This window comes from Pseudomonas sp. LS1212 (assembly GCF_024741815.1).
In the GTDB taxonomy this organism is placed as follows: domain Bacteria; phylum Pseudomonadota; class Gammaproteobacteria; order Pseudomonadales; family Pseudomonadaceae; genus Aquipseudomonas.
The window spans coordinates 1,274,944-1,299,624 of the sequence record NZ_CP102951.1; the positions used below are offsets into that span (position 1 = coordinate 1,274,944).

The 24,681-nt window shown below is 61.4% G+C and carries 24 protein-coding genes; 16 read left to right on the forward strand and 8 right to left on the reverse strand.

The window, feature by feature from the left end:
* The first annotated feature begins 261 nt into the window (after positions 1 to 261).
* The 8 genes from adk to NVV94_RS05920 all read left to right on the forward strand — a co-directional run bounded on the left by adk (position 262) and on the right by NVV94_RS05920 (position 6,532).
* Positions 262 to 909, forward strand: coding sequence for an adenylate kinase (adk, locus tag NVV94_RS05885; RefSeq protein WP_258446293.1), 648 nt, complete (start codon positions 262 to 264; stop codon positions 907 to 909).
* Positions 910 to 996: 87 nt separating this feature from the next.
* Positions 997 to 1,671 (forward strand): tRNA (adenosine(37)-N6)-threonylcarbamoyltransferase complex dimerization subunit type 1 TsaB, encoded by a 675-nt coding sequence (gene tsaB, locus NVV94_RS05890; protein ID WP_258446294.1) that lies wholly within the window; start codon positions 997 to 999, stop codon positions 1,669 to 1,671.
* A gap of 122 nt (positions 1,672 to 1,793) precedes the next feature.
* On the forward strand, positions 1,794 to 2,117 hold the full coding sequence (locus NVV94_RS05895; protein WP_258446295.1) for a hypothetical protein: 324 nt from the start codon (positions 1,794 to 1,796) through the stop codon (positions 2,115 to 2,117).
* 4 nt (positions 2,118 to 2,121) lie between these two features.
* Positions 2,122 to 2,991, forward strand: coding sequence for a DUF72 domain-containing protein (locus NVV94_RS05900; protein WP_258446296.1), 870 nt, complete (start codon positions 2,122 to 2,124; stop codon positions 2,989 to 2,991).
* Positions 2,992 to 3,023: 32 nt separating this feature from the next.
* Positions 3,024 to 3,854, forward strand: coding sequence for an isocitrate lyase/phosphoenolpyruvate mutase family protein (locus tag NVV94_RS05905; RefSeq protein ID WP_258446297.1), 831 nt, complete (start codon positions 3,024 to 3,026; stop codon positions 3,852 to 3,854).
* Between the two features lie 7 nt (positions 3,855 to 3,861).
* Positions 3,862 to 4,560, forward strand: a complete 699-nt coding sequence (locus tag NVV94_RS05910) for an extensin family protein (protein ID WP_258446298.1) — start codon at positions 3,862 to 3,864, stop codon at positions 4,558 to 4,560.
* A gap of 149 nt (positions 4,561 to 4,709) precedes the next feature.
* Positions 4,710 to 6,137 carry a PAAR domain-containing protein gene (locus tag NVV94_RS05915; RefSeq protein WP_258446299.1) on the forward strand — a complete coding sequence of 476 codons (1,428 nt, stop codon included), beginning with the start codon at positions 4,710 to 4,712 and terminating at the stop codon, positions 6,135 to 6,137.
* Positions 6,134 to 6,532: a hypothetical protein gene (locus NVV94_RS05920; protein WP_258446300.1), complete on the forward strand. Its 399-nt coding sequence runs from the start codon at positions 6,134 to 6,136 to the stop codon at positions 6,530 to 6,532. Before NVV94_RS05915 ends, NVV94_RS05920 begins: the two co-directional genes overlap by 4 nt.
* Positions 6,533 to 6,536: 4 nt before the next feature.
* Here NVV94_RS05920 and NVV94_RS05925 read toward each other — a convergent pair whose 3' ends face one another.
* Positions 6,537 to 7,157, reverse strand: a complete 621-nt coding sequence (locus NVV94_RS05925) for an energy transducer TonB (RefSeq protein WP_258446301.1) — start codon at positions 7,155 to 7,157, stop codon at positions 6,537 to 6,539.
* Between the two features lie 92 nt (positions 7,158 to 7,249).
* Here NVV94_RS05925 and NVV94_RS05930 point away from each other — a divergent pair, with 92 nt between their 5' ends.
* Complete coding sequence (locus NVV94_RS05930) at positions 7,250 to 8,032, forward strand: class I SAM-dependent methyltransferase (protein ID WP_258446302.1); 783 nt, start codon at positions 7,250 to 7,252, stop codon at positions 8,030 to 8,032.
* Here the strand turns inward: NVV94_RS05930 and NVV94_RS05935 are convergent.
* Positions 8,022 to 8,657: a TetR/AcrR family transcriptional regulator gene (locus NVV94_RS05935; protein WP_258446303.1), complete on the reverse strand. Its 636-nt coding sequence runs from the start codon at positions 8,655 to 8,657 to the stop codon at positions 8,022 to 8,024. The two genes, NVV94_RS05930 and NVV94_RS05935, sit on opposite strands and share 11 nt — an antisense overlap.
* Before the next feature lie 214 nt (positions 8,658 to 8,871).
* Between NVV94_RS05935 and NVV94_RS05940 the strand changes: the two genes are divergently transcribed.
* The 3 genes from NVV94_RS05940 to NVV94_RS05950 all read left to right on the forward strand — a co-directional run bounded on the left by NVV94_RS05940 (position 8,872) and on the right by NVV94_RS05950 (position 15,443).
* The gene (locus tag NVV94_RS05940; protein WP_258446304.1) at positions 8,872 to 11,076 is read left to right on the forward strand and encodes a TonB-dependent siderophore receptor; all 2,205 of its coding nucleotides are present in this window, start codon (positions 8,872 to 8,874) and stop codon (positions 11,074 to 11,076) included.
* A 138-nt stretch (positions 11,077 to 11,214) separates the two neighbouring features.
* Positions 11,215 to 12,315 (forward strand): efflux RND transporter periplasmic adaptor subunit, encoded by a 1,101-nt coding sequence (locus NVV94_RS05945; protein ID WP_258446305.1) that lies wholly within the window; start codon positions 11,215 to 11,217, stop codon positions 12,313 to 12,315.
* Between the two features lie 5 nt (positions 12,316 to 12,320).
* Entirely contained in the window at positions 12,321 to 15,443 is a 3,123-nt protein-coding gene (locus NVV94_RS05950; protein ID WP_258446306.1) for an efflux RND transporter permease subunit, read from the forward strand.
* Positions 15,444 to 15,634: 191 nt separating this feature from the next.
* On the opposite strand, the gene NVV94_RS05955 is transcribed toward NVV94_RS05950, so the two are convergent.
* The 3 genes from NVV94_RS05955 to plsB form a co-directional block, all read right to left on the reverse strand.
* The gene (locus NVV94_RS05955) at positions 15,635 to 16,321 is read right to left on the reverse strand and encodes a DUF4197 domain-containing protein (RefSeq protein WP_258446307.1); all 687 of its coding nucleotides are present in this window, start codon (positions 16,319 to 16,321) and stop codon (positions 15,635 to 15,637) included.
* A gap of 30 nt (positions 16,322 to 16,351) precedes the next feature.
* Positions 16,352 to 16,750: a YbaY family lipoprotein gene (locus tag NVV94_RS05960; protein WP_258446308.1), complete on the reverse strand. Its 399-nt coding sequence runs from the start codon at positions 16,748 to 16,750 to the stop codon at positions 16,352 to 16,354.
* 119 nt (positions 16,751 to 16,869) lie between these two features.
* The gene (plsB, locus tag NVV94_RS05965; RefSeq protein WP_258446309.1) at positions 16,870 to 19,359 is read right to left on the reverse strand and encodes a glycerol-3-phosphate 1-O-acyltransferase PlsB; all 2,490 of its coding nucleotides are present in this window, start codon (positions 19,357 to 19,359) and stop codon (positions 16,870 to 16,872) included.
* 218 nt (positions 19,360 to 19,577) lie between these two features.
* On the opposite strand from plsB, the gene NVV94_RS05970 reads away from it, so the two are divergent.
* Positions 19,578 to 19,787: a cold-shock protein gene (locus NVV94_RS05970; protein WP_258446310.1), complete on the forward strand. Its 210-nt coding sequence runs from the start codon at positions 19,578 to 19,580 to the stop codon at positions 19,785 to 19,787.
* Between the two features lie 68 nt (positions 19,788 to 19,855).
* Here the strand turns inward: NVV94_RS05970 and NVV94_RS05975 are convergent, their stop codons facing one another.
* The 3 genes from NVV94_RS05975 to dapE are packed head-to-tail and all read right to left on the reverse strand — an operon-like array spanning position 19,856 to position 22,226.
* Positions 19,856 to 20,230, reverse strand: a complete 375-nt coding sequence (locus NVV94_RS05975; RefSeq protein ID WP_258446311.1) for a hypothetical protein — start codon at positions 20,228 to 20,230, stop codon at positions 19,856 to 19,858.
* 35 nt (positions 20,231 to 20,265) lie between these two features.
* A complete protein-coding gene (locus NVV94_RS05980) occupies positions 20,266 to 21,075 on the reverse strand; it encodes a putative RNA methyltransferase (RefSeq protein ID WP_258446312.1) in 810 nt (269 codons plus the stop codon).
* A complete protein-coding gene (dapE, locus tag NVV94_RS05985) occupies positions 21,075 to 22,226 on the reverse strand; it encodes a succinyl-diaminopimelate desuccinylase (protein WP_258446313.1) in 1,152 nt (383 codons plus the stop codon). Before dapE ends, NVV94_RS05980 begins: the two co-directional genes overlap by 1 nt.
* A 261-nt stretch (positions 22,227 to 22,487) precedes the next feature.
* Here dapE and NVV94_RS05990 point away from each other — a divergent pair, with 261 nt between their 5' ends.
* From NVV94_RS05990 to NVV94_RS06000, 3 genes are all read left to right on the forward strand, one after another.
* Positions 22,488 to 23,129, forward strand: coding sequence for a DUF1120 domain-containing protein (locus NVV94_RS05990; protein ID WP_258446314.1), 642 nt, complete (start codon positions 22,488 to 22,490; stop codon positions 23,127 to 23,129).
* A gap of 98 nt (positions 23,130 to 23,227) precedes the next feature.
* Positions 23,228 to 23,869: a DUF1120 domain-containing protein gene (locus NVV94_RS05995; RefSeq protein WP_258446315.1), complete on the forward strand. Its 642-nt coding sequence runs from the start codon at positions 23,228 to 23,230 to the stop codon at positions 23,867 to 23,869.
* 51 nt (positions 23,870 to 23,920) lie between these two features.
* Positions 23,921 to 24,583: a DUF1120 domain-containing protein gene (locus tag NVV94_RS06000; protein WP_258446316.1), complete on the forward strand. Its 663-nt coding sequence runs from the start codon at positions 23,921 to 23,923 to the stop codon at positions 24,581 to 24,583.
* Positions 24,584 to 24,681: the final 98 nt, after the last annotated feature.

Consider the following 24,681-nt stretch of genomic DNA (forward strand, 5'->3'; position numbering starts at 1 on the left):
CCGAAAAAGGGGCAAAGCGGCCCATTCGAAAGCGCCGATTGCATCATGCATTCGATGCTTTCGGGTGGGGTTGCACTTTGTTCAACCCGAGGCAAAAGACTTTACCTGCGGCCGGTTCTTCCGACTTTCGACGGCTTGTGTGCCACAAGTGTGCTGTGTATCTTGATCAGCCTTTGGCCACATTGCGGCCCAAACTGATTCTGGAATTGGCCCTCGTGGCGAGTCCGACGATTTCCATATAAAAAATTGAGGAGCACATCGATGCGCGTCATTCTGCTGGGAGCTCCCGGGGCCGGTAAAGGTACTCAGGCAAAGTTCATCACTGAAAAATTCGGCATTCCACAGATCTCCACCGGCGACATGCTGCGTGCTGCGGTCAAGGCCGGCACTCCCCTGGGCCTGGAAGCCAAGGCGATCATGGACGCTGGCAAGCTGGTTTCCGACAAGTTGATCATCAACCTGGTGAAGGACCGCATCGCCCAGCCTGACTGCGCCAATGGTTTCCTGTTCGACGGTTTCCCACGCACCATTCCTCAGGCTGAAGCCCTGGTGACAGCCGGCGTCGAGCTGGATGCCGTGGTTGAAATCGCCGTCGAAGACGAAGAAATCGTTCAGCGTATCGCTGGCCGCCGCGTGCACGAAGGTTCTGGCCGCGTCTACCACGTGGTCTACAACCCGCCGAAGGTGGAAGGCACGGACGACGAGACCGGCGAGCCGCTGGTACAGCGCAAGGACGACACCGAAGAAACCGTGCGTCATCGCCTGTCGGTCTACCACGAGCAAACCAAGCCGCTTGTGCACTTCTATCAGGAACTGGCAGCTGCCAATGGCAAGCCGAAGTACAGCCACATCGAAGGTGTGGGCTCGGTTGAAGCCATCACTGCCAAGGTACTGGCTGCCCTGAGCTGATCCTGGCTCAGCAGTTCATACAACGGCCCGCTTGCGGGCCGTTGTTGTTTATAATGCCGTTCTTTTTTCATTCGCCTGGAAACACTGATGACCACCTTGTTGGCCCTGGACACCGCCACTGAAGCCTGCTCCGTTGCCTTGCTGCATGACGGCAAGGTCCTGAGCCACTATGAGGTGATCCCGCGCCTGCACGCGCAAAAGCTGTTGCCGATGATCAGGGACCTGCTGGCCGAGGCCGGTACCAGCCTGTCGGCGGTCGATGCGATTGCCTTCGGTCGCGGTCCGGGTGCGTTCACCGGCGTGCGCATTGCCATCGGTGTCGTCCAGGGCCTTGCCTTCGCGCTGGAACGCCCTGTATTGCCGGTGTCCAACCTGGCGCTGCTGGCCCAGCGAGCCTACCGCGAGCACGGTGCAGTGCAGGTGGCCGCAGCCATCGATGCGCGCATGGATGAAGTGTACTGGGGCTGCTATCGCGAAACCGCCGGGGAAATGCGCCTGGCGGGTGCCGAAGCGGTGCTGCCGCCGGAGCAGGTTCGTTTGCCCGGCGATGCCAGCGGGGAGTGGTTCGGTGCCGGAACGGGCTGGGGCTATGCCGAGCGCATTCCGGTCGCGGTGAGCGGCCAGGATGCCACCCTGTTGCCCCATGCCCTGGACCTGCTGACCCTCGGCCAGTTCGCCTGGCAGCGTGGTGAAGGGATCGCAGCCGACCTGGCGCAGCCGGTTTACTTGCGCGACAAGGTCGCGACGCCGAAAGCGCGTTGAGTGGTCGGTTTTTTCCCATGCGATCAAACATTTTCCGAAAACTGTGGTCCAGTTATCAGTCATTATTTGCGCCACTGCCAAAGTGCCGTTAAATTGCCATCATTGATAATGAGAAGACCGTTATGCGCATAGACGGAGTTTCCTCACCTTCCTATCCCATCAAGCGCAAGCCACGCAAAGAGCAGGCGCTGGTCGACGATTCGGTCGAAGACCTGGATGGTGAGTTCGTCCGCACTGACGCTTCTGCGCATTCGCAATCCTCAAGCGCCGGGGCGCGTACCCAGGCCGGCGCCAGTCGCATCGCGACGCTGCCGGCCCGTCAGCAGGACATGATTTTTCCGCGCGCGCACAGCAACCGGGTCGCCACTGCGCTGGCCAGCTACCTCACCACTGCCAGCTTCGTCGATTGGGACATGGAAGTGCTGGGGCTCGACCTGCATATCTGAACGGATGACCCAACCGCACCTGCCGTATTTTCTCGGATGTCCGTCCTGGAGCGAAAATGCCTGGCGCGAGTACCTGTACCCCGATAGCGCAAAACCTGCGGAATTTCTCGCCTTCTACGCTCAGGTATTCAACGCCGTGGAGGGCAATACCACCTTTTACGCGCGACCTTCGCAGGCGACGGTCGAGCGTTGGGCGCAGTGCATGCCCGCGCATTTTCGCTTCACGGCCAAATTCCCCCGCGATATCAGCCACGGCGGCGACCTGCGCCTGCAAGTGAGCGCAGCCGAAGATTTCATCTCACTTCTCAAGCCCCTGGGCCAGCGGGTCGCTCCGTTCTGGCTGCAGCTGCCGGCGACCTTCTCGCCGCTGCAGTTGGCCGAGCTGGTGGGGTTTCTCGACGCACTGGAGCGCCCCATCGCGGTAGAGGTACGGCACCCGGTGTTCTTCGCCAAGGGTGATGAAGAGCGGCTGCTCAATCGGATACTGCTCGATCGCGGCGTGGAGCGTATCTGTCTGGACCCGCGCGCCTTGTTCAGTTGCCGCTCGAACGATCCTGCGGTGCTCCATGCACAATCGAAGAAGCCCCGGGTGCCACCGCGCCCGGCAGCGTTCAGCCAGTCGCCGCAGGTGCGCTTCATCGGTCATCCGGTACTGGCCGCCAACGAGCCGTTCCTGTTGCCGTGGTTGGATAAAGTCGCAGGCTGGATCGAGGAAGGTCGTACGCCTTATATCTTCCTGCACACTAGCGACAACTACCTTGCCCCGGCCTTGGCGCAGCGTTTCCATCAGGGTTTGATGGAACGATTGCCAGGCCTGCCTGCCTTACCTGAGCTATACAGAGAACCTGTCAGTGAGCAACTCGGGTTACTCTGACCCGCGACGGTCGATATTCAAGGAGTGTGCATATGGATGTTCAAACCCTTAGAGCCCAGGCATTCAAGGCTTTGCACGAGCGCGACGGGGCCTTTGTGATTCCCAATCCATGGGATGCGGGTTCGGCAAAAATGCTCGCAAGCCTGGGCTTCGAAGCCCTGGCGACCACCAGTGCGGGCCTGGCTTTTTCGCTGGGCCGGCCGGATGGCGAGGGCGCGATTTCCCGCGAAGAAACCTTGCTCAACGCCAAGTCGATCGTCGACGCCACGGCATTGCCGGTGGCGGCCGATCTTGAAAATGGCTTTGCCGACGATCCTCAGGGCTGCGCCGAAACCATTCTCGCCGCTGCTGCGGCAGGCCTGGTGGGTGGTTCGATCGAAGATGCCAGCGGTTCGGCGCAGGAGCCGATCTATCCCTTCGCTCAGGCGGTCGCACGGGTAGAGGCGGCCGTGGCCGCCGCCCGCAGCCTGCCGTTCCCATTCGTGCTCACCGCCCGGGCAGAAAACTTCCTGAATGGGCGCATGGACCTGGATGACACCATTGCTCGCTTGCAGGCATTCGCCGAGGCCGGTGCCGATGTGCTGTACGCACCGGGCTTGCGTACAGGCGAAGAGATTCGGCAGGTGGTGCTTGCGCTGGCCCCCAAACCGGTCAATGTTGTGATGGGGCTGAGCGGGGTCAGGTTGACCGTCGATGAGCTGAGCGCGCTTGGGGTCAAGCGCATTAGTGTCGGCTCGGCAATGGCAAGGGCGGCGTATGGGGCTTTCTTCCGGGCTGCCGAAGAGGTCTATGGCCAGGGCCGGTTCGATTTCGCCGAGACGGCGATGCCCTTCGCGCAACTGAATCAGTTGTTCAAACGCTGAGCCTCCCATGCGTGCGGGTGTACGCAGGGGAATAGGCGCGTTGCTCGTCGTGGCCCTCACTCTGCTCACCTGGCCGGGCAACTGGCGCTTGCCGGACAACTGGAACCCTTGGGCCCCGCTGGATGTTCGCCAGCCGCCGAACCGGATCACCCGCTTCAAGCTCGCCCGCCTGCAGAATGACCCGCAACTCTGTGCCAGGGCACTGGCGACCTCATCGCTGCGTTTTGAGCCTCAGGCCGATTCGAAGGTGGACAAGGATTGCCCCTTGCACAATGTGCTGCGCGTGCAAGGCTCCAATGTGCGGCTGAGCAGCAGCTTTCTCGCCAGTTGCCCACTGGCGGTGGCCTTTGCCCTGTTTGAACGTCATGCGCTGCAGCCAGCGGCGCAGGTGACCTTTGGTCAACCCGTGGTGCAGGTGGATCATCTCGGCAGTTTCGCGTGTCGCAATGTCTATAACCGGGCCGATGGCCGCCGCAGTCAGCACGCCACGGCCAATGCGCTGGATATTGCCGGCGTACGCCTGGCCGATGGTCGGCGCATTTCGGTACTGGCAGGTTGGTCGGGCAAAAGCGACGAGGCAGAGTTTCTGCACCAGGTGCATTCGGGGGCCTGCAAGACGTTCAGTTCAGTGCTGGGGCCTGATTACAACGCAGCCCACCGTGATCATTTCCATGTGGATATGGGCGGTTGGTCGGTGTGTCGTTGAGCAGTCAGGCCACCAGCCGCACCCCAACCAGTGAGCGTGTTTCCGGCATAATTTTCGGAAATTTCCGATTTACTCTCGATCCCCTTGTATCGAGTCTAGGGTCTGGCACTTGGCCCTGACTCAGCTTATTCGTACAAGGAGTTCAATCTATGGCAGACGGACACTTCATCCGCAAGGGCGACAAAACCAGCTGCGGAGGCACGGTTCAGGAAGCAGATACACGCGTCATGATGTTTGGCATCGCCCATGCCCGCGAAGGCGATCGGGTCACCTGCGGGAAGGATGGAAAGACCTACGTCATCTCTGGCGGGGTTCCCTACATCAACAGTCATGGAAGACTCGTGGCCGGCACGCTGGACAGCATTAGCACTTGCCCCTGCAAAGCCACCCTGATCCCCTCGCTCTTCAAGTCCACCTACGAGTCAAGTCGAAACGCTGCACCGCCAGCCACCCGAACAGCCGCTCAGCCGGCTGCCCCAGCCGCAAGCAACCCCTCGACAGCGACACGTCATTCCAGTTTCGCTCCCCAGACCAGCCACCCAGCACCAGCGATCTACAGTAGCGCAGAGGCCCAGGAACCGGGCTTCTACATCGTGCCCCATAGCATGTCCGGCGAGCAGGTTCTGAGCCAGCTCAATCCATACCCCGCTGCGCAGTTGATCAATCGAATCAAGCAGCTCAATCCCTCCTTTGGCCACGGCTTCAAGGCTGGCGAACTCTTCGTCCTCGGCGACCCGTACAACCCCATGGCCTGTACCCGCGAGGAAGCCGCCATGATGGCCGCCGCCACTCAAGTACGCGAAGCCTTGGCACCACTGAGCGAAGAAGAGGCCAATTTTATGGCGCGCCATCTCGCCGAAATTGCACTCATCACCGGTGGTGCGAGCGAAGCGCTGGGCGTCGGCAAGGATATGCTGGACAAGGGGCTCAAGCAGGTCGAAGGCACCCTGCGCAGTCTCGAGCTTTTGCATCAACGGGAATTCCTGGCCCATGGTCACCTGCGAAGCAAGGCGTTCTTCGATACGCGCAGTCAGCTATACAGCCAACTCGATGCCCAGCTGAAAACCGCCTTCCTCAACAAGCAACTCAACCTCGGCAGCTACGACAGCCTGCGTCGCGACCTCGGTATTTCCAGCGGTAGCCCGGTGCATCATTGGAGTCGTGCTGGAGCTTCAGGGCAGATTCTTGGGTATGCCACATATATGGAGCAGATCGCCAAGGCTGCCAAGTACCTGAAGTACGGGGGCTATCTCGGTACTGCACTGGGTGGTTTCTCTTCCTATGCCAAAGTTCAGGAGGTTTGCCGAGCTGGTGAAACTGAGGAGTGCCGGAAGATTCGGTTTACCGAAACGGGGAGCTTCTTTGGCGGATGGGCTGGCGCCTCAGTCGCCGTGCCAATTGTTAGCCGTTACGCGGCTCTCCCGATCTGTGCTGCAGTTGGCTTAGGCTCAGCGGGAGTTGGCGGAGCGCTGTGCGTCCTTCTGGTCGTCGGAGGGGCATCTTATGGTGGAAGCTTGAGAGGCGAAAAAGGTGGTGAAGTAATGGGCGAGAGACTCTATAACTGGATGCAGCCATGATGTTTGATTTCTACTCCTGGCATCCCGGTGTCGGCTTCTTCTTTATGGCAGCTCCTTTTGCGATTGGCCTTATAGGTCAAGCTATAACCGTCTATATGGTCTATCGCGACTTGGATGAAATGAAAGCCGCTTTTCCCAACAGCATCCTGATCCAGAACCAAATGAACATGTGGGCCGGTTCCGGCTTCGTAGCACGCTACATGCAGGTAAACGTTATCACGGGTGCCGTGCTGCTCTCGGGATTCTGGCTACGCCGTGGCGAGCTTGACCCAGATGAGGTGAGAAACTTTCCACCCCATTTGAAACCACGGATGATCTGGTCATCTTGGTTTTTGGGAGTAGGTCTGGCCTGGCTGTTCCTGGCAGTAGGCCTAGTCAAGCTTTCTGAAGGCTAAAGCGTCAGGCTGCCAGCCGTACATTCTGCAACACCACCGGCCGCGTCCAGCTGATATCGAAGTCCAGATGCTCCTGCTGCTCACGCAGCGTAGCGGCATCGAATGGCTCCGGCTTCTTGTCCAGCAGGTCCATTTCGAACTCGGCTATCGGCAGGTGCAGTGGGCGCGGCGCAGGTGCCGGGCCAGGCTCGGCCACTGGCTGGCCGGCGTTCAGTGCCAGAGGACGCACCCAACCGCTTTCGAAGTCGAGTTGCTTTTGCTGGGCGATGATTTCAGCCGGTTCGAATGGCACGGCGGGTTTGTCGAGCAGTTCCATTTCGAATTCGGCAATCGGCAGGAACAGCGGCTCTGGCGGACGCAGCTCGGTGTCCTGCACATCGCACAAGCGTTGCGAGATAATCTGCGCCAGAACTTCGCTGCCGCCCAGGGGTTCGCCCGTGTGGCGGTCCACCTTGCCGGCCGGTGCAACGGCCGCTTCGCTGGCATCGCCCATCTGCTCGGCCAGCGCCTGGGCAAAGAAATCCTGCCACAGGTGGCTGACGCCGCCCAATGCCTGGGTATTGCGCAGGCTGTAGTCGCCTACGGGCGACAAATAACCTGGCGATGCGTATTGAATGTCTGACATGGCAGTCGCAGAGCGTCCGGGTCTGGCAAAATACCGAATATCTGGTTATCGGCGGTTTGCGCCGATCATTTAATTTTTGAGTGCAGGAATTCATGGTTGAGCAATTAGCGGGCAGCCGCATCCGCGTTGAAGCACTGAGCCCGGCCTTGCAGGCCCAGGCCGAGCTGTGGGCGGGCCGACTGGACCTGCCGTTGCAGGACGACGCTGCCCAGTTTGCGGTACAGGTCGGGGAGGCCGGTTTGCAGTTGCAGCAACTCGGCCCTGAGGCACCCGGCCCGGTGCGGGTGGACTTCGTCGAAGGCGCCGCGGCGCATCGCCGCCTGTTTGGCGGCGGCAGCGGGCAGATGATTGCCAAGGCCGTGGGTATCCAGCAAGGGGTGCGCCCACGCGTGCTGGACGCTACCGCAGGCCTGGGCAAGGACGCCTTCGTGCTGGCGAGCCTTGGCTGTGAGATGAGCCTGATCGAGCGCCAGCCGCTGATTGCGGCGCTGCTCGAAGACGGCCTGGCGCGAGCCCAGGGCAATGCCGAGGTGGGCGCTATCGTCGCCCGGATGCGCCTGTTGACCGGCAACTCCATCGAGTTGATGCGTGCCTGGGAGGGCGAAGCGCCCCAGGTGATTTACCTGGACCCGATGTTTCCCCACCGCGACAAGAGCGCCCTGGTGAAGAAGGAAATGCGCGTGTTCCGCCCGTTGGTCGGCGATGACATGGACGCACCGGCGCTACTCGACGCCGCCCTGGCCCTGGCCAGCCACCGTGTGGTGGTCAAGCGCCCGCGCAAGGCGCCGTGCATCGAGGGGCCCAAGCCAAGCCATTCGCTGGAAGGCAAATCGAGCCGCTACGATATCTATCCAAAGAAAGCGCTCAAGCCCTAAAGGCGCGCATGAACAACTCGACCACTTCCTCGACGTGTTCCTCGGCGGCTTCGGCGCCCAATGGCCCGGCGCAGCCGAGCAGGAGCCTGAAGTTGGCGGCGCCCTTGAGCAGGCAGAAAAAGTGCTCGGCAGCGTTGCGCGGCTTGTCGATGCGCAGCGCGCCGCTCTGGTCGATCCGGGTCAGCAGGCCTTCCATCTCGTTCAGCACCCGCATGGGGCCGGCTTCGAAAAAAATCTGGCTCAGGCGCGGGTCCTGACTGCCCAGGGCCATGATCAACCGATGCAGGTTGACCGACTCGCGACTGCTGACCAGCGCCTGGAAACCGCGGCCGATGTTCATCAGCACGGTCTTGATCGGCACGCCCTCGGGGAGCTCGAAAAACAACTCGGGCAGTTGCGCCTCGCAGGTCGCGACCACGGCAGCGCAGAACAGCGTCTCCTTGTCGGTGAAATGGCTGTACACCGTGAGTTTCGATACGCCAGCGGCAGCGGCGACGGCATCCATGCTGGTGTTGGCATAGCCGTGGGTCAAAAAGAGCTCCTTGGCCGCGTCGAGGATGGCCTGGCGCTTGGCCAGATCCTTGGGGCGGCCCGGGCCGCTTTGTACTGCTGGATCGTTGTGCATGCGGGACTTGAATAGTGGACGGGTCAGTCTGGCATCTTACCGCGTCCAATCGTTCAGATCAGGAGGAATATCCTCCGTCTGACGACTAACTGGGAGGCGTCCTTCAATGGTTTGTAATCCACCCTGGTACGAAACTTCCTGATTTTTTGGGTGGCGGTTTCAGTGAGTTTTAGCTCAATAGAATCGCGTCTCATTTTAATTGAGGTGCGATTCAATGAAGCTCGATGCAAACGCCAGCCTGCTTTCACCCAACACGGGCTTGTCTTCGGTGCTGGGCGTGGCCCTGATGACAAGTTCACTTGCGCTCATGGCCCAAGACAGCGATAGGCCTGAGCCCATGCTGCTCGATGACGTGGAGATTCAGGGGCTGGCCGAAGAGAGCTACCGCGCGGAACACTCGGCCTCGGCCAAGTACGCGGTCCCCTTGCTGGATGTACCCCAGACGGTCACGGTGATCCCCCAGCGGATCATGCGCGAGCAGGGTGCCTTGAGCCTGCGCCAGACGCTGTCGAACGTGTCCGGTATTACTTTCAATGCCGGCGAAGGCGGTGGCGGCTCGGGTGACAGTATCAATATTCGCGGTTTCAATGCCGATGCCAACCTGCAGGTCGACGGTCTGCGCGACAGCCCGCAGATGAACCGTACCGATACCTTCAATCTGGAGCGTATCGAAGTCATCAAGGGGCCCAACTCGGTATTCGGAGGGGCCGGAACCACCGGTGGCACCATCAACGTGATCACCAAACAGCCCGTGGCCGAGTCGTTCACCCGCCTGGGCGCCGGGCTTGGCACCGATAGCTATCGCCGACTGACACTGGACACCAATCAGCCACTGGAAGGCCTGGCGCAAGGGGCGGTGTTTCGTCTGAACCTCATGGCCCATGGCAACGATGTGCCGGGCCGTGATCAGATCGATCAGCGGCGGTGGGGCATCGCGCCTTCGCTGACCTTCGGTCTGAACGAACCCACGCGCCTGACCTTGAGCTACATCCACCAGCGCGAACGCAATCAGCCCGATTACGGCCTGCCGGCGCGCGATGGCAAGACGCTCGATGGTATCGGTCGTACGCGGTATTTCGGTTGGCGCAACCTGGATCAGGACCAGACCAGCGCCGACAGTTTCACCGTTGCCCTGGAACACGACTTCAACGACGAGCTGTCGCTACGCAACCTCTCGCGCCATGCCCGCATACGACGCGAGGCCGTGGTCTCTGCCTCCCATGTCGATACCCTCGGTTTGCCGCCGGGACGCTACAAGCCGGCCGGGCCACAGGGTTACGGTCGTGATATCGATACGGCCCTGTGGATCAATCAGACCAACCTCACCAGCCGCTTTGACACCTTCGGGCTGGGGCATACGCTGGTAGCCGGGGCCGAGATTTCCCGTGAACACTACGACCGCGATGCCTTTTCATACAACATCACCCGTTTCACCCCGGCAGCCGGTTTCGATCTGTACAACCCGCCCGGTTACTGGAACGGCTCCACCGACCGCAAGCCGCTGGCGAAAACCCGCAATCGCCTCGACGACAAGGCGCTCTATCTGTTCGACACGATTGCCCTGAACGAGCAATGGGACCTGAACCTGGGCCTGCGCTATGACCTGATCAATGGGCGAGCCAGGGAAACCAAAGCCGATGGCGTGACCAGCCGGGCGAGCTCCGAAGACGGTCAATTCAGCCAGCGGGCCGGGCTGGTCTACAAGCCGGTTGAAAATGGCCGCGTCTACCTGGCCTGGGGTACTTCCTTCAACCCTTCGGCGGAATATCTGGTGTCCAGCGGACGCGGGGTCGATGCCAGTACTGCGGGGCTGGCGCCGGAGCAGAACGAGACCTGGGAGCTCGGCACCAAATGGGAGCTGTTGCATTCGCGGCTGGGGTTGGAAGCGGCCTTGTTCCGTGTCGAAAAGAACAACGCGCGTGAGCGCCTGCACAATGGCACCTCGCTGCTGGCAGGCAACCAACGCGTACAAGGCCTGGAGCTGGCCATGACCGGTGAATTGAGCGAGCAGTGGAATGTGTTCGCCAACTTCACCTACCTCGATAGCCAGACCCTGAAGTCGGTGAGCATGCCGGCACGCGAAGGTCAGGCATTGAGCAATACGCCGCCACGGTCCTTCAACCTCTGGACCAGCTATGAGCTGCCGGCGGGGTTCACGCTCGGCTACGGTGCGCGTTACGTCAGCGAGCGCAATGTGACCTCGGTTGACACGGCCAAGCTGGACGCTTACTGGGTACACAACGCGATGCTCCAGTACAAGGTCAATGACGGGCTGGAGCTGCAGCTCAACGCCAACAACCTGTTCGACAAGGCCTATGTCGAGCGCGTGCGGCAGGTCATTGGTTCCGGGTCGCGTTCTTCGGCGCTGGAGTTCGGTGATGCCAGGGCCTTGATCCTTTCCGGGGTCTATAGCTTCTGAGTCTCCCTCGATAATCAAGGGGGCAGGACCCGGGGCGGGAAAAAACCGTTGAACGGTCGCTTCCCCGTTCCGGTACCCTGATTTAATATACTCGCGAGTATAAATATTCCAAGTGTCACTCGCGAAAGGTCATTCATCATGTTGCGCCATGCCTTGCGGCTTGCCCTGCCCATCAGCCTGGTCCTGTTGCTTGCCGCCTGCGGCCAGGAAGAAGTCGCGCAAACCACGGTGCGCCCAGCCATGGTGGTGCAGCCGCAGCCGGCGTCTTCTGCGGTGGACAGTTATCCGGGAGAGGTGCGTGCGCGCCTGGAACCGGAGCTGGCGTTCCGCATCGGCGGCAAGGTCAGCCGACGCCTGGTCGAAGTGGGCGAGCGGGTCAAGGCCAACCAGGCCCTGGCCGAGCTCGACCCACAAGACGTTCGCCTGCAACTGGAGGCGACCCGCGCGCAAGTGGCCGCGGCCGAGGCAAACCTGCGAATGGTACGCGCTGAGCGCGATCGCTACAAAACCTTGATGGATCGGCAAATGGTCAGCCGTTCGCAATACGACAACGCCGAAAACCTCTACCGCTCCGGTGAAGCTCGCCTCAAGCAGATCCGCGCCGAGTTCGACGTGGCCAGCAACCAGGCCGGCTACGCGGTACTGCGTGCTTCCCAGGATGGCGTGATAGCCAGGCGCCTGGTCGAGGTCGGGCAGGTGGTCGCGGCCGGGCAGACGGTGTTCACGCTGGCCGCCGACGGCGAGCGAGAAGTGTTGATCAGCCTCCCGGAACAGAATTTTGGCCGTTTCAAGGTTGGCCAACCGGTGTCCGTCGAATTGTGGTCTCAACCCGATGCACGCTTCGATGGTCGCATTCGCGAACTTTCGCCTGCCGCCGACCCGCGTTCGCGCACCTTTGCGGCACGGATTGCCTTCACTGCTGGCGAGGTGCCGGCAGAGTTGGGGCAGAGCGCCCGGGTATTCATACAAAGCGCGGCCAGCGTGCCGTTATCGGTCCCGCTGTCGGCGCTCACTTCCGAAAACGGCGTGAACTACGTCTGGCGGGTCGATGCCAACAATACCCTCAAGCGTACACCGGTGCGCACAGGCCCCTTTGGGGAAACCAGTGTCCCGGTGCTCGAAGGCCTGAATGCCTCGGACTGGGTGGTGGCCGCCGGCGTTCATGTGCTGCATGAAGGGCAGCAGGTACGGCCGGTGGACCGGTCCAATCGTGTGGTGAATCTGGCGGCCAAGGAGTAGTCCCCATGGGTTTCAACCTTTCTGCATGGGCGTTGCGCAATCGCCAGATCGTGCTGTTCCTGATGCTTCTGCTGGCCATCGTCGGTGCGCTTTCCTATACCAAGCTGGGGCAGAGCGAAGACCCTCCCTTTACCTTCAAGGCCATGGTGATCCGGACCAACTGGCCGGGCGCCAGTGCCGAGGAAGTCTCCCGGCAAGTCACCGAGCGCATCGAAAAGAAACTGATGGAAACCGGTGAGTACGATCGTATCGTCTCCTTCTCGCGCCCGGGGGAGTCGATGGTGACGTTCATTGCCCGTGACTCCATGCATTCGGTGGAAATTCCCGAGCTCTGGTACCAGGTCCGCAAAAAGGTCAGCGACATTCGCCACACCTTGCCGCCAGGCGCCCAGGGCCCATTCTTCAACGACGAATTCGGCACCACGTTCGGCAATATCTATGCATTGACCGGCGAGGGTTTCGATTACGCCGTGCTCAAGGATTACGCCGACCGGGTACAGATCCAGCTACAACGGGTCAAGGATGTCGGCAAGGTCGAGCTGATCGGGCTTCAGGACGAAAAGATCTGGATCGAACTGTCCAACGTCAAGCTGGCAACCTTGGGGCTGCGTCTGGAGACAGTGCAGCAGGCGCTGGAGGCGCAGAATGCGGTCAGTACCGCCGGCTTCTTCGAAACCCCGAGTGAGCGCTTGCAACTGCGTGTCAGCGGGCGCTTCCAGACGGTCGAGCAGATCAGGAACTTCCCGATCCGGGTCGGCGATCGCACCTTCCGCATCGGCGATGTGGCCCAGGTTCAGCGTGGTTTCAACGACCCACCGGCGCCACGCATGCGTTTCATGGGCGAGGATGCGATCGGCCTGGCGGTATCGATGAAGAGCGGCGGCGACATCCTGATATTGGGCAAGGCGCTGGAAGCCGATTTTGCCCGCATCCAGCAGAGCCTGCCGGCCGGCATGCAGCTGCGCAAGGTTTCCGATCAACCGGCTGCCGTGAAGACCGGGGTCGGCGAATTCGTGCAGGTGCTGGCCGAGGCACTGGTCATCGTGCTGCTGGTGAGTTTCTTCTCCCTGGGCCTGCGCACGGGGCTGGTGGTGGCCCTGGCGATTCCGCTGGTGCTGGCGATGACGTTTGCCACCATGTATTACCTGGGGATAGGCCTGCACAAGATTTCCCTGGGGGCACTGGTTCTGGCGCTTGGCTTGCTGGTCGACGATGCGATCATTGCTGTGGAAATGATGGCGATCAAGATGGAGCAGGGCTTCGACCGGCTCAAGGCGGCCAGTTACGCCTGGACCAGCACGGCGTTCCCGATGCTGACCGGTACCCTGATCACCGCAGCCGGCTTCCTGCCCATTGCCACCGCGCAGTCCGGGACCGGGGAATACACGCGCTCGATCTTTCAGATGGTGACCATCGCCTTGCTCGCCTCCTGGGTGGCCGCGGTTGTGTTCGTGCCGTACCTGGGCGAGCGACTGCTGCCAGACTTGGCCAAGCTCCATGCAGCGCGCCACGGCACGCCCGAGAGCGGCTACGACCCTTATGACACGCCGTTTTATCAGCGCGTACGGCGTCTGGTGGAATGGTGCGTGCGTCGGCGCAAGACAGTGATCCTGGCCACCCTCGCGCTGTTCATTGGTTCGGTGGTGTTGTTCCGCTTCGTGCCACAACAGTTCTTCCCGGCCTCCGGCAGGCTGGAGTTGATGATCGACCTGAAACTGGCGGAAGGGGCCTCCCTGAGCAATACCGCCGAGCAGGTCAAGCAGCTCGAAGCGCTGCTCAAGGAGCATCCGGGCATCGACAATTATGTCGCCTACGTGGGTACGGGCTCGCCGCGTTTCTACCTGCCGCTGGATCAGCAACTGCCGGCAGCCAGCTTTGCCCAGTTCGTGGTACTGGCCAAGAGCATCGAGGACCGCGAGGTGCTGCGCAGCTGGCTGATCACAGCACTCAACGAGCAGTTCCCGGGCCTGCGCACGCGGGTCACGCGCCTGGAGAACGGCCCGCCGGTGGGCTACCCGGTACAGTTCCGGGTGACCGGCGAGCATATCGAGCAAGTCCGGGCCCTGGCGCGCAAGGTGGCGGCCAAGATGCGCGAGAACCCGCACCTGGTCAACGTTCACCTGGACTGGGAAGAACCGAGCAAGGTGGTCTACCTCAATGTCGATCAGGACCGCGCCCGGGCCCTGGGCGTGAGTACGGCGAACCTGTCCAGGTTCCTGCAGAGTTCCCTGACCGGCGCAAGCGTCAGCCAATTTCGCGAAGACAATGAGCTGATCGAGATCCTGCTGCGCGGCACGATGCAGGAACGCACCGAACTGACCCATCTGCCGAGCCTGGCGGTGCCGACCGACAACGGCCAGAGCGTCGCGTTGTCGCAGATCGCCACGCTCGAATACGGGTTCGAAGAAGGGATTATCTGGCACCGCAATCGCCTGCCGAACGTGACCGTGCGCGCCGATATCTATGACAAGGTGCAGCCGGCCACGCTGGTGAAGCAGATCCTGCCGACGCTTGAGCCGATCCGTGCCGAAATGCCGGATGGTTATCTGCTGGATGTCGGCGGTACCGTCGAGGACTCTACGCGTGGGCAAAACTCGGTGAAGGCCGGAGTGCCGCTGTTCATCGTGGTGGTGCTGACGCTGCTGATGGTGCAATTGCGCAGTTTCTCGCGCACGTTCATGGTCTTTCTCACCGCGCCGCTGGGTCTGATCGGGGTCACGCTGTTCCTGCTGGTGTTCCGTCAGCCTTTCGGTTTCGTGGCCATGCTCGGGACGATCGCCTTGTCGGGAATGATCATGCGCAACTCGGTGATCCTGGTCGATCAGATCGAGCAGGACATCGCCGCCGGGCTGGATCGCTGGCAGGCCATCATCGAAGCGACGGTACGGCGCTTCCGCCCCATCGTCCTGACCGCGCTGGCGGCGGTGCTGGCGATGATCCCGCTGTCGCGCAGTGTGTTCTTCGGGCCAATGGCGGTGGCGATCATGGGTGGGTTGATCGTGGCGACGGCGTTGACGTTGTTGTTCCTGCCGGCGTTGTATGCAGCATGGTTTCGAGTGAAAAAAGAGGCGGTGCAGACAGTGACGGTTTCACGGCCGGGTGCCGACGGTGTGGCCGAACCCATGTAGCCGCTGCCGAAGGCTCGGTGCGCCGCTGCGACGCTCGCGTGCGTAGCAGGCGCAGGATCTCAAGACCGCAGGGGAGCCCCTGCGGGACTCCAGCGCAGCCTGACGGCAGCGGCTACGCCGATCGTGTTACGCCGGCCCCTTGTAACTGCTGCCGAAGGCTGCGCCAGAGCCTCCAGGGCTCTCGGTTCGGCTCAAAGCGAACCGAACACCTTCTTCGCCAGGCTGGTAGCCGCGGCCGCCGGGTTCTCGCGGATGGTCGCTTCCTGCTTGGCGATCATCTCGAACAGGCCATTGAGGGCTTGTTCCGTCACGTAGCCTTCGACATTGGCGTTCTTGGTGTCGAGCAAGCCCAGGGCCGCTGCTTGCCCGGCAAAGTTGTTGTATTGCTGGGCCAGGCCGACCTTGTCCGTGGCTTGCTTGACGATGGGCAGGAACTTGACGCGGATCTGCTCGCGGCTGGTCGTGCTCAGGTACTGGGTGGCCGAATCCTTGCCGCCACTGAGAATGCCCTTGGCATCGTCGACGCTCATCTTCTTTACGGCATCGACCAGCAAGGCCTGGGCTTGCGGCACGGCGGCTTCGGCGGCCTTGTTCATGCTGCTTTCCAGCTCTTCGACCTGGGCCCCCATGCCAAATTGCTTCATCTTCCTGGCGGCCTTGCCGAGGTTGCCGGGCAACCCGATGTGCACCTCGGGGTTGTTGCTGAAACCGCCGGGGGTACCCAGTTGCTTGACCGCCACCTGGGCGCCTTGGATCAGGGCATCCTTCAGGCCGCCAGTGGCATCCGTCTGCGAGAGATCGCCCAGCGAAAGTGCCAGGACGTTGGCCGAGAGCAATAGACCCGCGCACAGGCCGGTAAAGGTAAGAGAACGGAGCATGGCAGCTTCCTTATCGTGTACTGGAAATGATTAACGCGCCGGGTCCAGACGAATCCGCAGGGGTTGCGGGTCCTGGCCGTTCAGTTGCACGCCGTGATGCTCGGTATTGATGAACAGCAGCTCGCCGTCCAGTTCAATGCGGGCGCTGACGGCGTAACGGTGGCCAGGCTTGACCTGGGCCGGATCGTACGCCAAGTGGAAAGGCAGCGGCACTTGACCTTCGACCGGCCCGCTCTGGCGCGCGAGGGTCACGGCAGGGGCATCGGCCAGGGAGACGTCCTGCAGGCTCACGCTGAGCGTGGCGGCGGGTGGCAGGGCAATGCGTTGCAGGTAAAAGACCTCGCCGTCCAGCGTGGCCTTTGCGGTGGGAGAATTGCTGGAGCAGGCAGCGAGCAGGGCGCTGAACAACAGCAGGCTAAGTTTTTTCATCGGAAACTCCGTTTGATTGGCACCGGCTCCAAGCCGGCGCCAATCGACTTTAACGGATTTTTCCGGGAAGGCCAGTCGCGATTGAAGACGCCTTTACCGGGATTTGTCGACGTAAAGGGTCAGCCGTTACCGCCGTGAAAACCACCCTCGTCGCGATGCAACGCTACCTGGCGGATTGACAGGCGAATCTCTGCCGACAGCACGCGCTTGGCCGCGCCCTCGGCCAGTTCACCGAGTTTTTCATGGTAACCGAGCTTGCCATTGGCATCCGGGCGCAACACGCCGAGCCCGATCATGCTCTGGATAAAATGCCGGAACAGGCTTTTATCGAAGAACTCCGGCGCATTGAGCCCATGCAGGATCGACAGGCGCTGGGCCATTACCGTGCAGAGGTCTTCCAGTTCTTCGGCGCTGAGTGTGTTCTGGCCGCTGTTGAGCAGCAGCGAGATGGCCATGTAGAAGCGTTGCAGGGTCTGGGCGATGGAGCGCGACAGCAATGTCAGCAGCACGAAATGCCGCGAACTCGGTGCCGGGCGCAGGTACACTGCATTCTCGAAACGCAGCAGGCCTTGTTCGACAAAGGCTTGCAGCCATTGATCGATAACCTGATCGAGCTCATCGAGCGTCCAGCGGATAAACAACTCCGATTGCAGGTACGGGTAGAGCGCGCGGGTGTAGCGCAGGATCTGCTCGCGGCTCATGCGCGAGGCGCTCTGGAAGAAACTCGCCAGCAGCGCCGGCAACGCGAAGATGTGCAGCACGTTGTTGCGGTAGTAGGTCATCAGGATGGCATTGTGCTCATCCAGGTAGAGGATCTTGCCCAGTGCATCGCTCTGCTCGGACAACAGGTCCATACCCTTGACGTGCTCGATCAGCGCCCGGCCGTCGCCCTGGGGCAAGGTGGTGTGGGGCGAATAGGGCACCTTGCGCAGCAAGGCCAGGTACAGGTCCAGCACCCGCGCCATGGCCCGGTCGTCCAGGGCCAGCTTGCTGGTGGAAAGCAGGGCCAGCGCGACCAGGTTGACCGGGTTGATCGCCGCTGCCTCGTTGAGGTGCCGGGCGACTTTCTGGCCCAGGCGATGGGTGGTCTCGTTCAACCAGGCGGGGCGGAACTGCGGGCTGTGTTCCTGTTCGCGCCAGCCGGGTTGCTGCTGGTCGAGAAACTCCGCCAGCTTGATCGGTTCGCCGAAATTGACCGCGACCTGGCCGAAGCGCTGCTTGAGGGCGCCGATGACCTTGAAGATATCGAAGATCGACTCTTTCTTCTTGCTCGCCCCACGTAGCTCGCCCAGGTAGGTACGGCCTTCGAGGACGCGTTCATAGCCGATATACACCGGCACGAAAACAATCGGCATGCGCGAAGAACGCAGGAAGCTGCGCAGGGTGATCGCCAACATGCCGGTCTTGGGTTGCAGCATGCGCCCGGTGCGCGAGCGTCCGCCTTCGACAAAGTATTCGACCGGGAAACCCTTGGTGAACAGGGTATGCAGGTATTCGTTGAACACGGCCGTGTACAAGGGGTTGCCCTTGAATGTGCGGCGCATGAAGAAGGCCCCGCCCCGGCGCAGCAGGCTGCCGATCAGCGGCATGTTGAGATTGATCCCGGCGGCGATATGCGGCGGGGTCAGGCCGTTGCGAAACAGCAGGTAGGACAGCAGCAGGTAATCGATATGGCTGCGGTGGCAGGGCACGTAGATGACTTCGTGGCCCTGGGCGATACCTTGCACGCCCTCGATGTGGTTGACCTTGATGCCATCGTAGATCTTGTTCCAGAACCAGCTCAGGACCACTTCAAGGAAGCGGATGGCGGTGTAGGTGTAGTCCGAGGCAATCTCGTTGCCATAACGCAAGGCCTGCGCCTCGGCCTTGACCAGCGAGATCTTCTCGCGTTCGGCCTCATCGGCAATCGCCTGGCGCACCAGCGGATCATGGATCAGGCCCTTGACCAGGTTGCGGCGGTGGGAGATGTCCGGGCCGATGACGGCGGTTTTGAGATTACGGAAATGCACCCGCAGCAGGCGCTGGGTCATGCGCACGGTGCGCTCGTGGCCCTTGTCTTGTTTGATCAACTCACCCAGGTGGATGGGTGCGGAGAATTGCACGCGGGTCTTGCGGCCAAGGATCAGGATGCTCAGCAACCGGCGCAGGCGTCCCGTCACGGCCCAACTGTCGGCGAACAGCAGCTTCCAGGGGCTCGACTCGCTGGCCGGGGATTGGCCCCAGAACACGCTCACCGGAATGATCTGGGCGTCGTCTTCGACTTGCTCGCTGATGGCGGCGACCAGTCGCGACAGGGTTGGCGGAGCGCCGCGTTTGTCCTGGCGGCCCAGCCAGTCGGGTTCCGGTGTCAGGTAAAAGAAGGCAGCCGGTTCCAGCAAGGTCCCGACCGCAACCGGCAGTACCGGACGCGGCAGGCCGGCCTTGGTGCATTCGCTGTCGACCACGGCCAGGTCGCTCAGCGACGGCGATTGCAGCACGTAGAACACCGGACGGCTGCGGTCCAGGTTCAGTGTGAAGGCCGACTGATTGATCGTCTCCGAGCGAACCCAGAGGTACATCAGTCGACGCAGGGCGCCAAACACGAAACGACGGAACGGAGAGCGGGTCATACGGCTTCTGCTTTGGCTGAAAAAAACGAGCATTTGCTCGGTTGGGCTGGCTAGTGTGACGTATCTGCGCAAGTTCAGCAAAATGCCGCACGGTCATCAAAAATGTACCGAGGCTGTCATATACTCGGTCCGCCGAGGTTTCAGGATGTTGCTGAAACCTGTGCTGTCAGCAAGGGCGCTTCCACATCTTCCATAATAAAAAAGCCGGAGTAGTACAGATGTCGTCTCGTGAGACTGGTAACGTGAAATGGTTCAACGATGCCAAGGGATATGGCTTCATTCAGCGTGAAAGCGGTGCGGATGTATTCGTGCACTATCGCGCCATCCGCGGCGAAGGCCATCGTTCCCTGGTAGAAGGGCAGAAGGTCGAGTACGCATTGGTAGAAGGCCAGAAAGGCCTGCAGGCTGAAGACGTTGTAGGTCTTTAAGCGACTGCGAAAAAAGGCCCGTCATCTCGGTGAGGTGACGGGCCTTTTTCGTTAGCCGATTCTGAAAATCAGGTGCGCCAGGTGATCTCTTCTTCACCGTCCGTGCTGATGCGAATCCAGCGGTCGGCGCTTTCTTCACCTTCTTCCTCGACCCAGGTGCCCGGTGCACAGCGCACTTCGACGTTCAACGCGGCGAAGGCTGCACGGGCACAGGCGATGTCGTCGTCCCAGGGCGTCTGGTCGCTTTCCAGGTACAGGCTGTTCCATTTGCCGACAGCCTTGGGCAGCCAGGTCACTGGCACATTGCCGGCCTTGCATTTGTAAGTCTGGCCCTTCTGCACCCAGTCGCTGCAGGGGCCCAGCGCCGCGCCCAGCCAGGCGGCGATCGCCTTGTGGTCCACGTCGGCGTCTTTCAGGTAAATCTCGATATCGGGTTGGCGCATGGACGTACTCGCTTGTGGGCTGGAAACCACGTGGATTATTGCAGCACAAAATAATCGTAACGCATCGACACCGTCACCACGAACGGCTTGGCCTGTTCGATGACTTCGGTACGACGCTCGGCGCTGGCGCGCCAGCCATGGGGGGTCATGGCCAGCAGGTCGGCGCGGGATTTGCCGTCGATCAGCTTGATCTTGTACTTCAAGGTCTCGCTGTGGGCCAGGTGCATGCCTTCAGGCACCTGGGCCAGGTGTTTGTCGTCGACGTATTCACGCACCTCGTCGTAGAGGCGCTCGCGCAGTTCGATCAAGTGTTCGCTGGTCGGGCCTACCCGCATCAAGCCGCCGCCAGGGCTGAGCAGGCGCTTGGCTTCGTGCCAGTCGAGCGGGCTGAAGACGCTGGCCAGAAACTGGCAGCTGGCATCGGGCAACGGCACGCGGGCCATGCTCGCCACCAGCCAGGTTACGGCCGGGTTGCGTTTGCAGGCGCGCTTGACGGCTTCACGGGAAATATCCAGCGCGTAGCCATCGGCGTGGGGCAATGCCTCGGCGATTTGCGCAGTGTAATAGCCCTCGCCACAGCCGATATCCAGCCAGCGCGCCGGCGAGCGTTCGGCCGCGAGTTCCGCCAGGCGCTGGGCCACCGGTGCATAGTGGCCGGCGTTGAGGAAATCGCGCCGGGCCTCGACCATGGCCTGGTTGTCGCCAGGGTCACGGCTGTTCTTGTGCTGCACCGGCAACAGGTTCAGGTAACCCTGGCGGGCACGGTCGAAGCGATGGCCGGCAGGGCAGGCCACGCCGTTGTCGACGGTAGCCAGCGCTGCTGCGCAGATCGGGCACGTGAGCATCAGGCGAGCAACTTGACGAGAGTCTGGTAGTAGATTTCGGTCAGCACGTCCAGGTCGCTGGCCAGGACGCGCTCGTTGACCTGGTGGATGGTGGCGTTGACCGGGCCGAGTTCGACCACCTGGGTACCCAGGGTGGCGATGAAGCGCCCGTCGGAAGTGCCGCCGCTGGTCGAGGCCTGGGTTTCGCGGCCGGTGATTTGCTTGATGCTGGCCGAGACGGCATCGAGCAGCTCACCCGGTTCGGTCAGGAACGGCCGGCCCGACAGGGCCCAATCCACATGCCAGTCCAGGCCATGCTTGTCGAGGATGGTCGCGACCCGCTGCTGCAGGCCTTCGACGGTGGATTCGGTGGAGAAGCGGAAGTTGAACACCGCCACCAGCTCGCCCGGAATCACGTTGGTGGCGCCGGTGCCCGAGTTCAGGTTGGAAATCTGGAAGCTGGTCGGCGGGAAGAAGGCATTGCCGTCGTCCCAGTGCTCGGCGGCCAATTCGGCCAGGGCCGGCGCGGCCAGGTGGATCGGGTTTTTCGCCAGGTGCGGATAGGCCACGTGGCCCTGCACGCCGCGCACGGTCAGCTTGGCGCCAAGCGAGCCGCGACGGCCGTTCTTGACCACGTCACCGACCAATGAGGTGCTCGAGGGTTCGCCGACGATGCACCAGTCCAGGCGCTCCTTGCGCGCGGCCAGACGCTCGACCACGGCCTTGGTGCCATGGTGGGCCGGGCCTTCCTCGTCGCTGGTGATCAGGTAGGCGACCTTGCCCCGGTGGTTCGGGTGGTCGGCGACGAAGCGCTCGGTCGCTATCACCATGGCCGCCAGGCTGCCTTTCATGTCGGCCGCGCCACGGCCGCAGAGCATGCCGTGCTCGTCGATCAGGGCGTCGAACGGGGCATTCTGCCAGGCCTGCACCGGGCCGGTCGGCACCACGTCGGTATGCCCGGCGAAGCACAGCACGGGGCCCTCCTGGGTGCCGTGGGTGGCCCAGAAGTTGTCGACGTCCTCAATGCGCATGGGCTCGAGCGTGAAACCGGCATCGCCCAGGCGCTGCATCATCATTTTCTGGCAATCGGCATCGATCGGTGTCACCGAGGGGCGACGGATCAGGTCGCAGGCCAGTTGAAGGGTAGGCGAGAGGTCGGCTGGGGCCGTCATGGAAAGACTCCGGAAGCAAGGCAAGGCGGGCAAAGGGCGACAGTTTAAAGCAAAACGGGCGGTGTGATGCATGCCGAATCCGATACGCAGGAAGCAGACCGTTTTCTTGCCTCTTGAGAGAAATCTGGAGGTCCCTTGGGAAAAATCCGAATTTCCTTGGGAAAAGGTCCGTCGAAGGGTAGGGGGCCATTCCATACCATTGCGTCAATGCCTTGGAAGGCAGCTTCGAGAGCAACCACCCCCGTACAGGAATGCATTGCAATGAAATTTTCACCCCTGTTTGCCCTGAGTGCCCTGATCGCTTTAACGCCGGTCGCCTTTGCCCAGTCCACCACCGACCTTACTGTCACTGGCACTATCACGCCGGCGGCATGCACGCCCTCGCTCAGCGGTGGTGGCAGCTTTGAATTCGGCAGGATTTCCGCGCAGGATCTCAAGCAGGATGCCCAAACAATGTTCAAGTCGTCGCTCAGGCAAATGAGCGTGGTTTGCGATGCGCCAACTCGCTTTGCCCTTCGCGCTGTGGATGGCCGGGCCGGAACTGATATCTCTCCGAATGAGGAGTCATTCGGTGTGGGATTGAACGGCACTGAAAAGATCGGCAGATATTTGCTTCGCACCAACAACTACACCGCTGACGGCAACTCATCAACGACGCTTCTGGAGTCATGGAATGGGGGAAGCGCATGGTCGCTTTATGGTAGCACTTATGCCCATATCCCCAACACGAACTTTCCCTGGCTTGTTGGCGTTTCCGTGGACGGTGGTATGGAGCCAAGTGCGATTGGAATGCTGACTGCAGACTTTCAGATATACATGCATATCGCCCCAGCCAAGGACTTGACGCTGACCGATGCAGTTCCAATCGACGGTGCCTCCACGCTGGAAGTCGTCTACTTGTAAGCGCGACAACCAACCGAATTGCCTGCAATTTCGAGAGGAGCTGCCAAAACAAGGCAGCCCGAGGCGATACGTTATGTTTCTGAAGGAGAATCATGACAATGAGGTCAGCATGTGCATTCATTTTTTTCGCTTCACTGTCGGTGGTCGGCGGCGCACTTGCACAGTCCGCTACCGACCTCACGGTTACCGGCACCATCACGCCGGCGGCGTGTGCACCGATGCTCAGCGGTGGCGGTGAGTTCAATTTCGGAATGATCGCGGCGCAGGATCTTGATCAGGAAGCAATAACCAACTTCATATCGCCTGCCAGGCAACTGAGTGTGGCGTGCAGTGCGCCCACCCGTTTTGCGCTGCGCGCTGTCGACGGTCGTGCCGGCACCCAGCCGACGGTGACGATCGATAATTTTGGCCTCGGCCTGAGTGGCGTTGAAAGGATTGGTGAATACAAGTTGCGCACGACCGGCTATGCCGCCGATGGCAGCGCTGCGATCGATGTCCTGGAATCTCGTGATGCCGGGTCCTCCTGGCTTAAAGCACCCTCTGACGAGTCCTACCTCTTCAATACCAACGGCCCGAACCTCACGGCTGTCGGGGGCATCGGTGCCAATGAGCCAAGTGCGATCGAGGTGCTGACAACCGACCTGGCCGTCAGCATGGCGATCACTGCGGCCAAGAACCTGACCCTGACCGACGAAGTCACCATCGATGGTGCGGCCACGCTTGAGGTTGTCTATCTGTAGGCACTGTTCTCAACCACCTGACGGTTTTCGTGCAAAAAGGAATCCATGACAATGAAGTTCGCCCTCTCGCTCATAGCGGCTGCCGTGATTTCAGCGGTACCGACTGCGTTCGCGCAATCCACCACAGATATTTCTGTCACCGGCACCATCACGCCGGCAGCCTGCCGGCCAACGTTCGGTGGCGTGGGTGCTGTCGACTTTGGCCGTATCGCTTCCCATGATCTGGAGCAGGGTTCGCATACTCCGCTGCCAGAGAAAACCCTGGCGTTGACGGTCGTTTGTGACGGGCCCACGCGATTTGCCCTGCGCTCTGTAGACAACCGCGAGGGATCGGCAACGTCGCCTTCCGGGGCTGGCGCCAGGGCCGCCTATCGTGCTCACGGCCTGGGTATGTCGGGGGAGGAAAAGATCGGTCACTACCTGCTCGATATCGAGCCGGCCAACGCGCAGATCGATGGTGCTACGGCGTATGCCACCTACACCCTGGACCTGGGCTTGACGTGGAGCAACACGGCGGATGCCCCTCATCCCCTCTCGCCGCTCGAGCTGGTCGGCTTCAGCTTCAACTCGGGGCATACCGCAGGGCCGGATGCGGTTACCAACCTGACAAGTGCCCTGCGCATCTCTGCGCATGTGGCGCCCGCTCAGGAATTGAGCTTGACCGATGAAGTCACCCTGGATGGTTCGGCGGTGATTGAAGTGGTTTACCTATGAGCAAACTGGTTGAAGCTGGCGTGTTCATAGGACCCCGTGACGTCCTCCAGATCGACGGCGCATCCACGATCGAAGTCGTTTACCTGTAGGCGATGTGC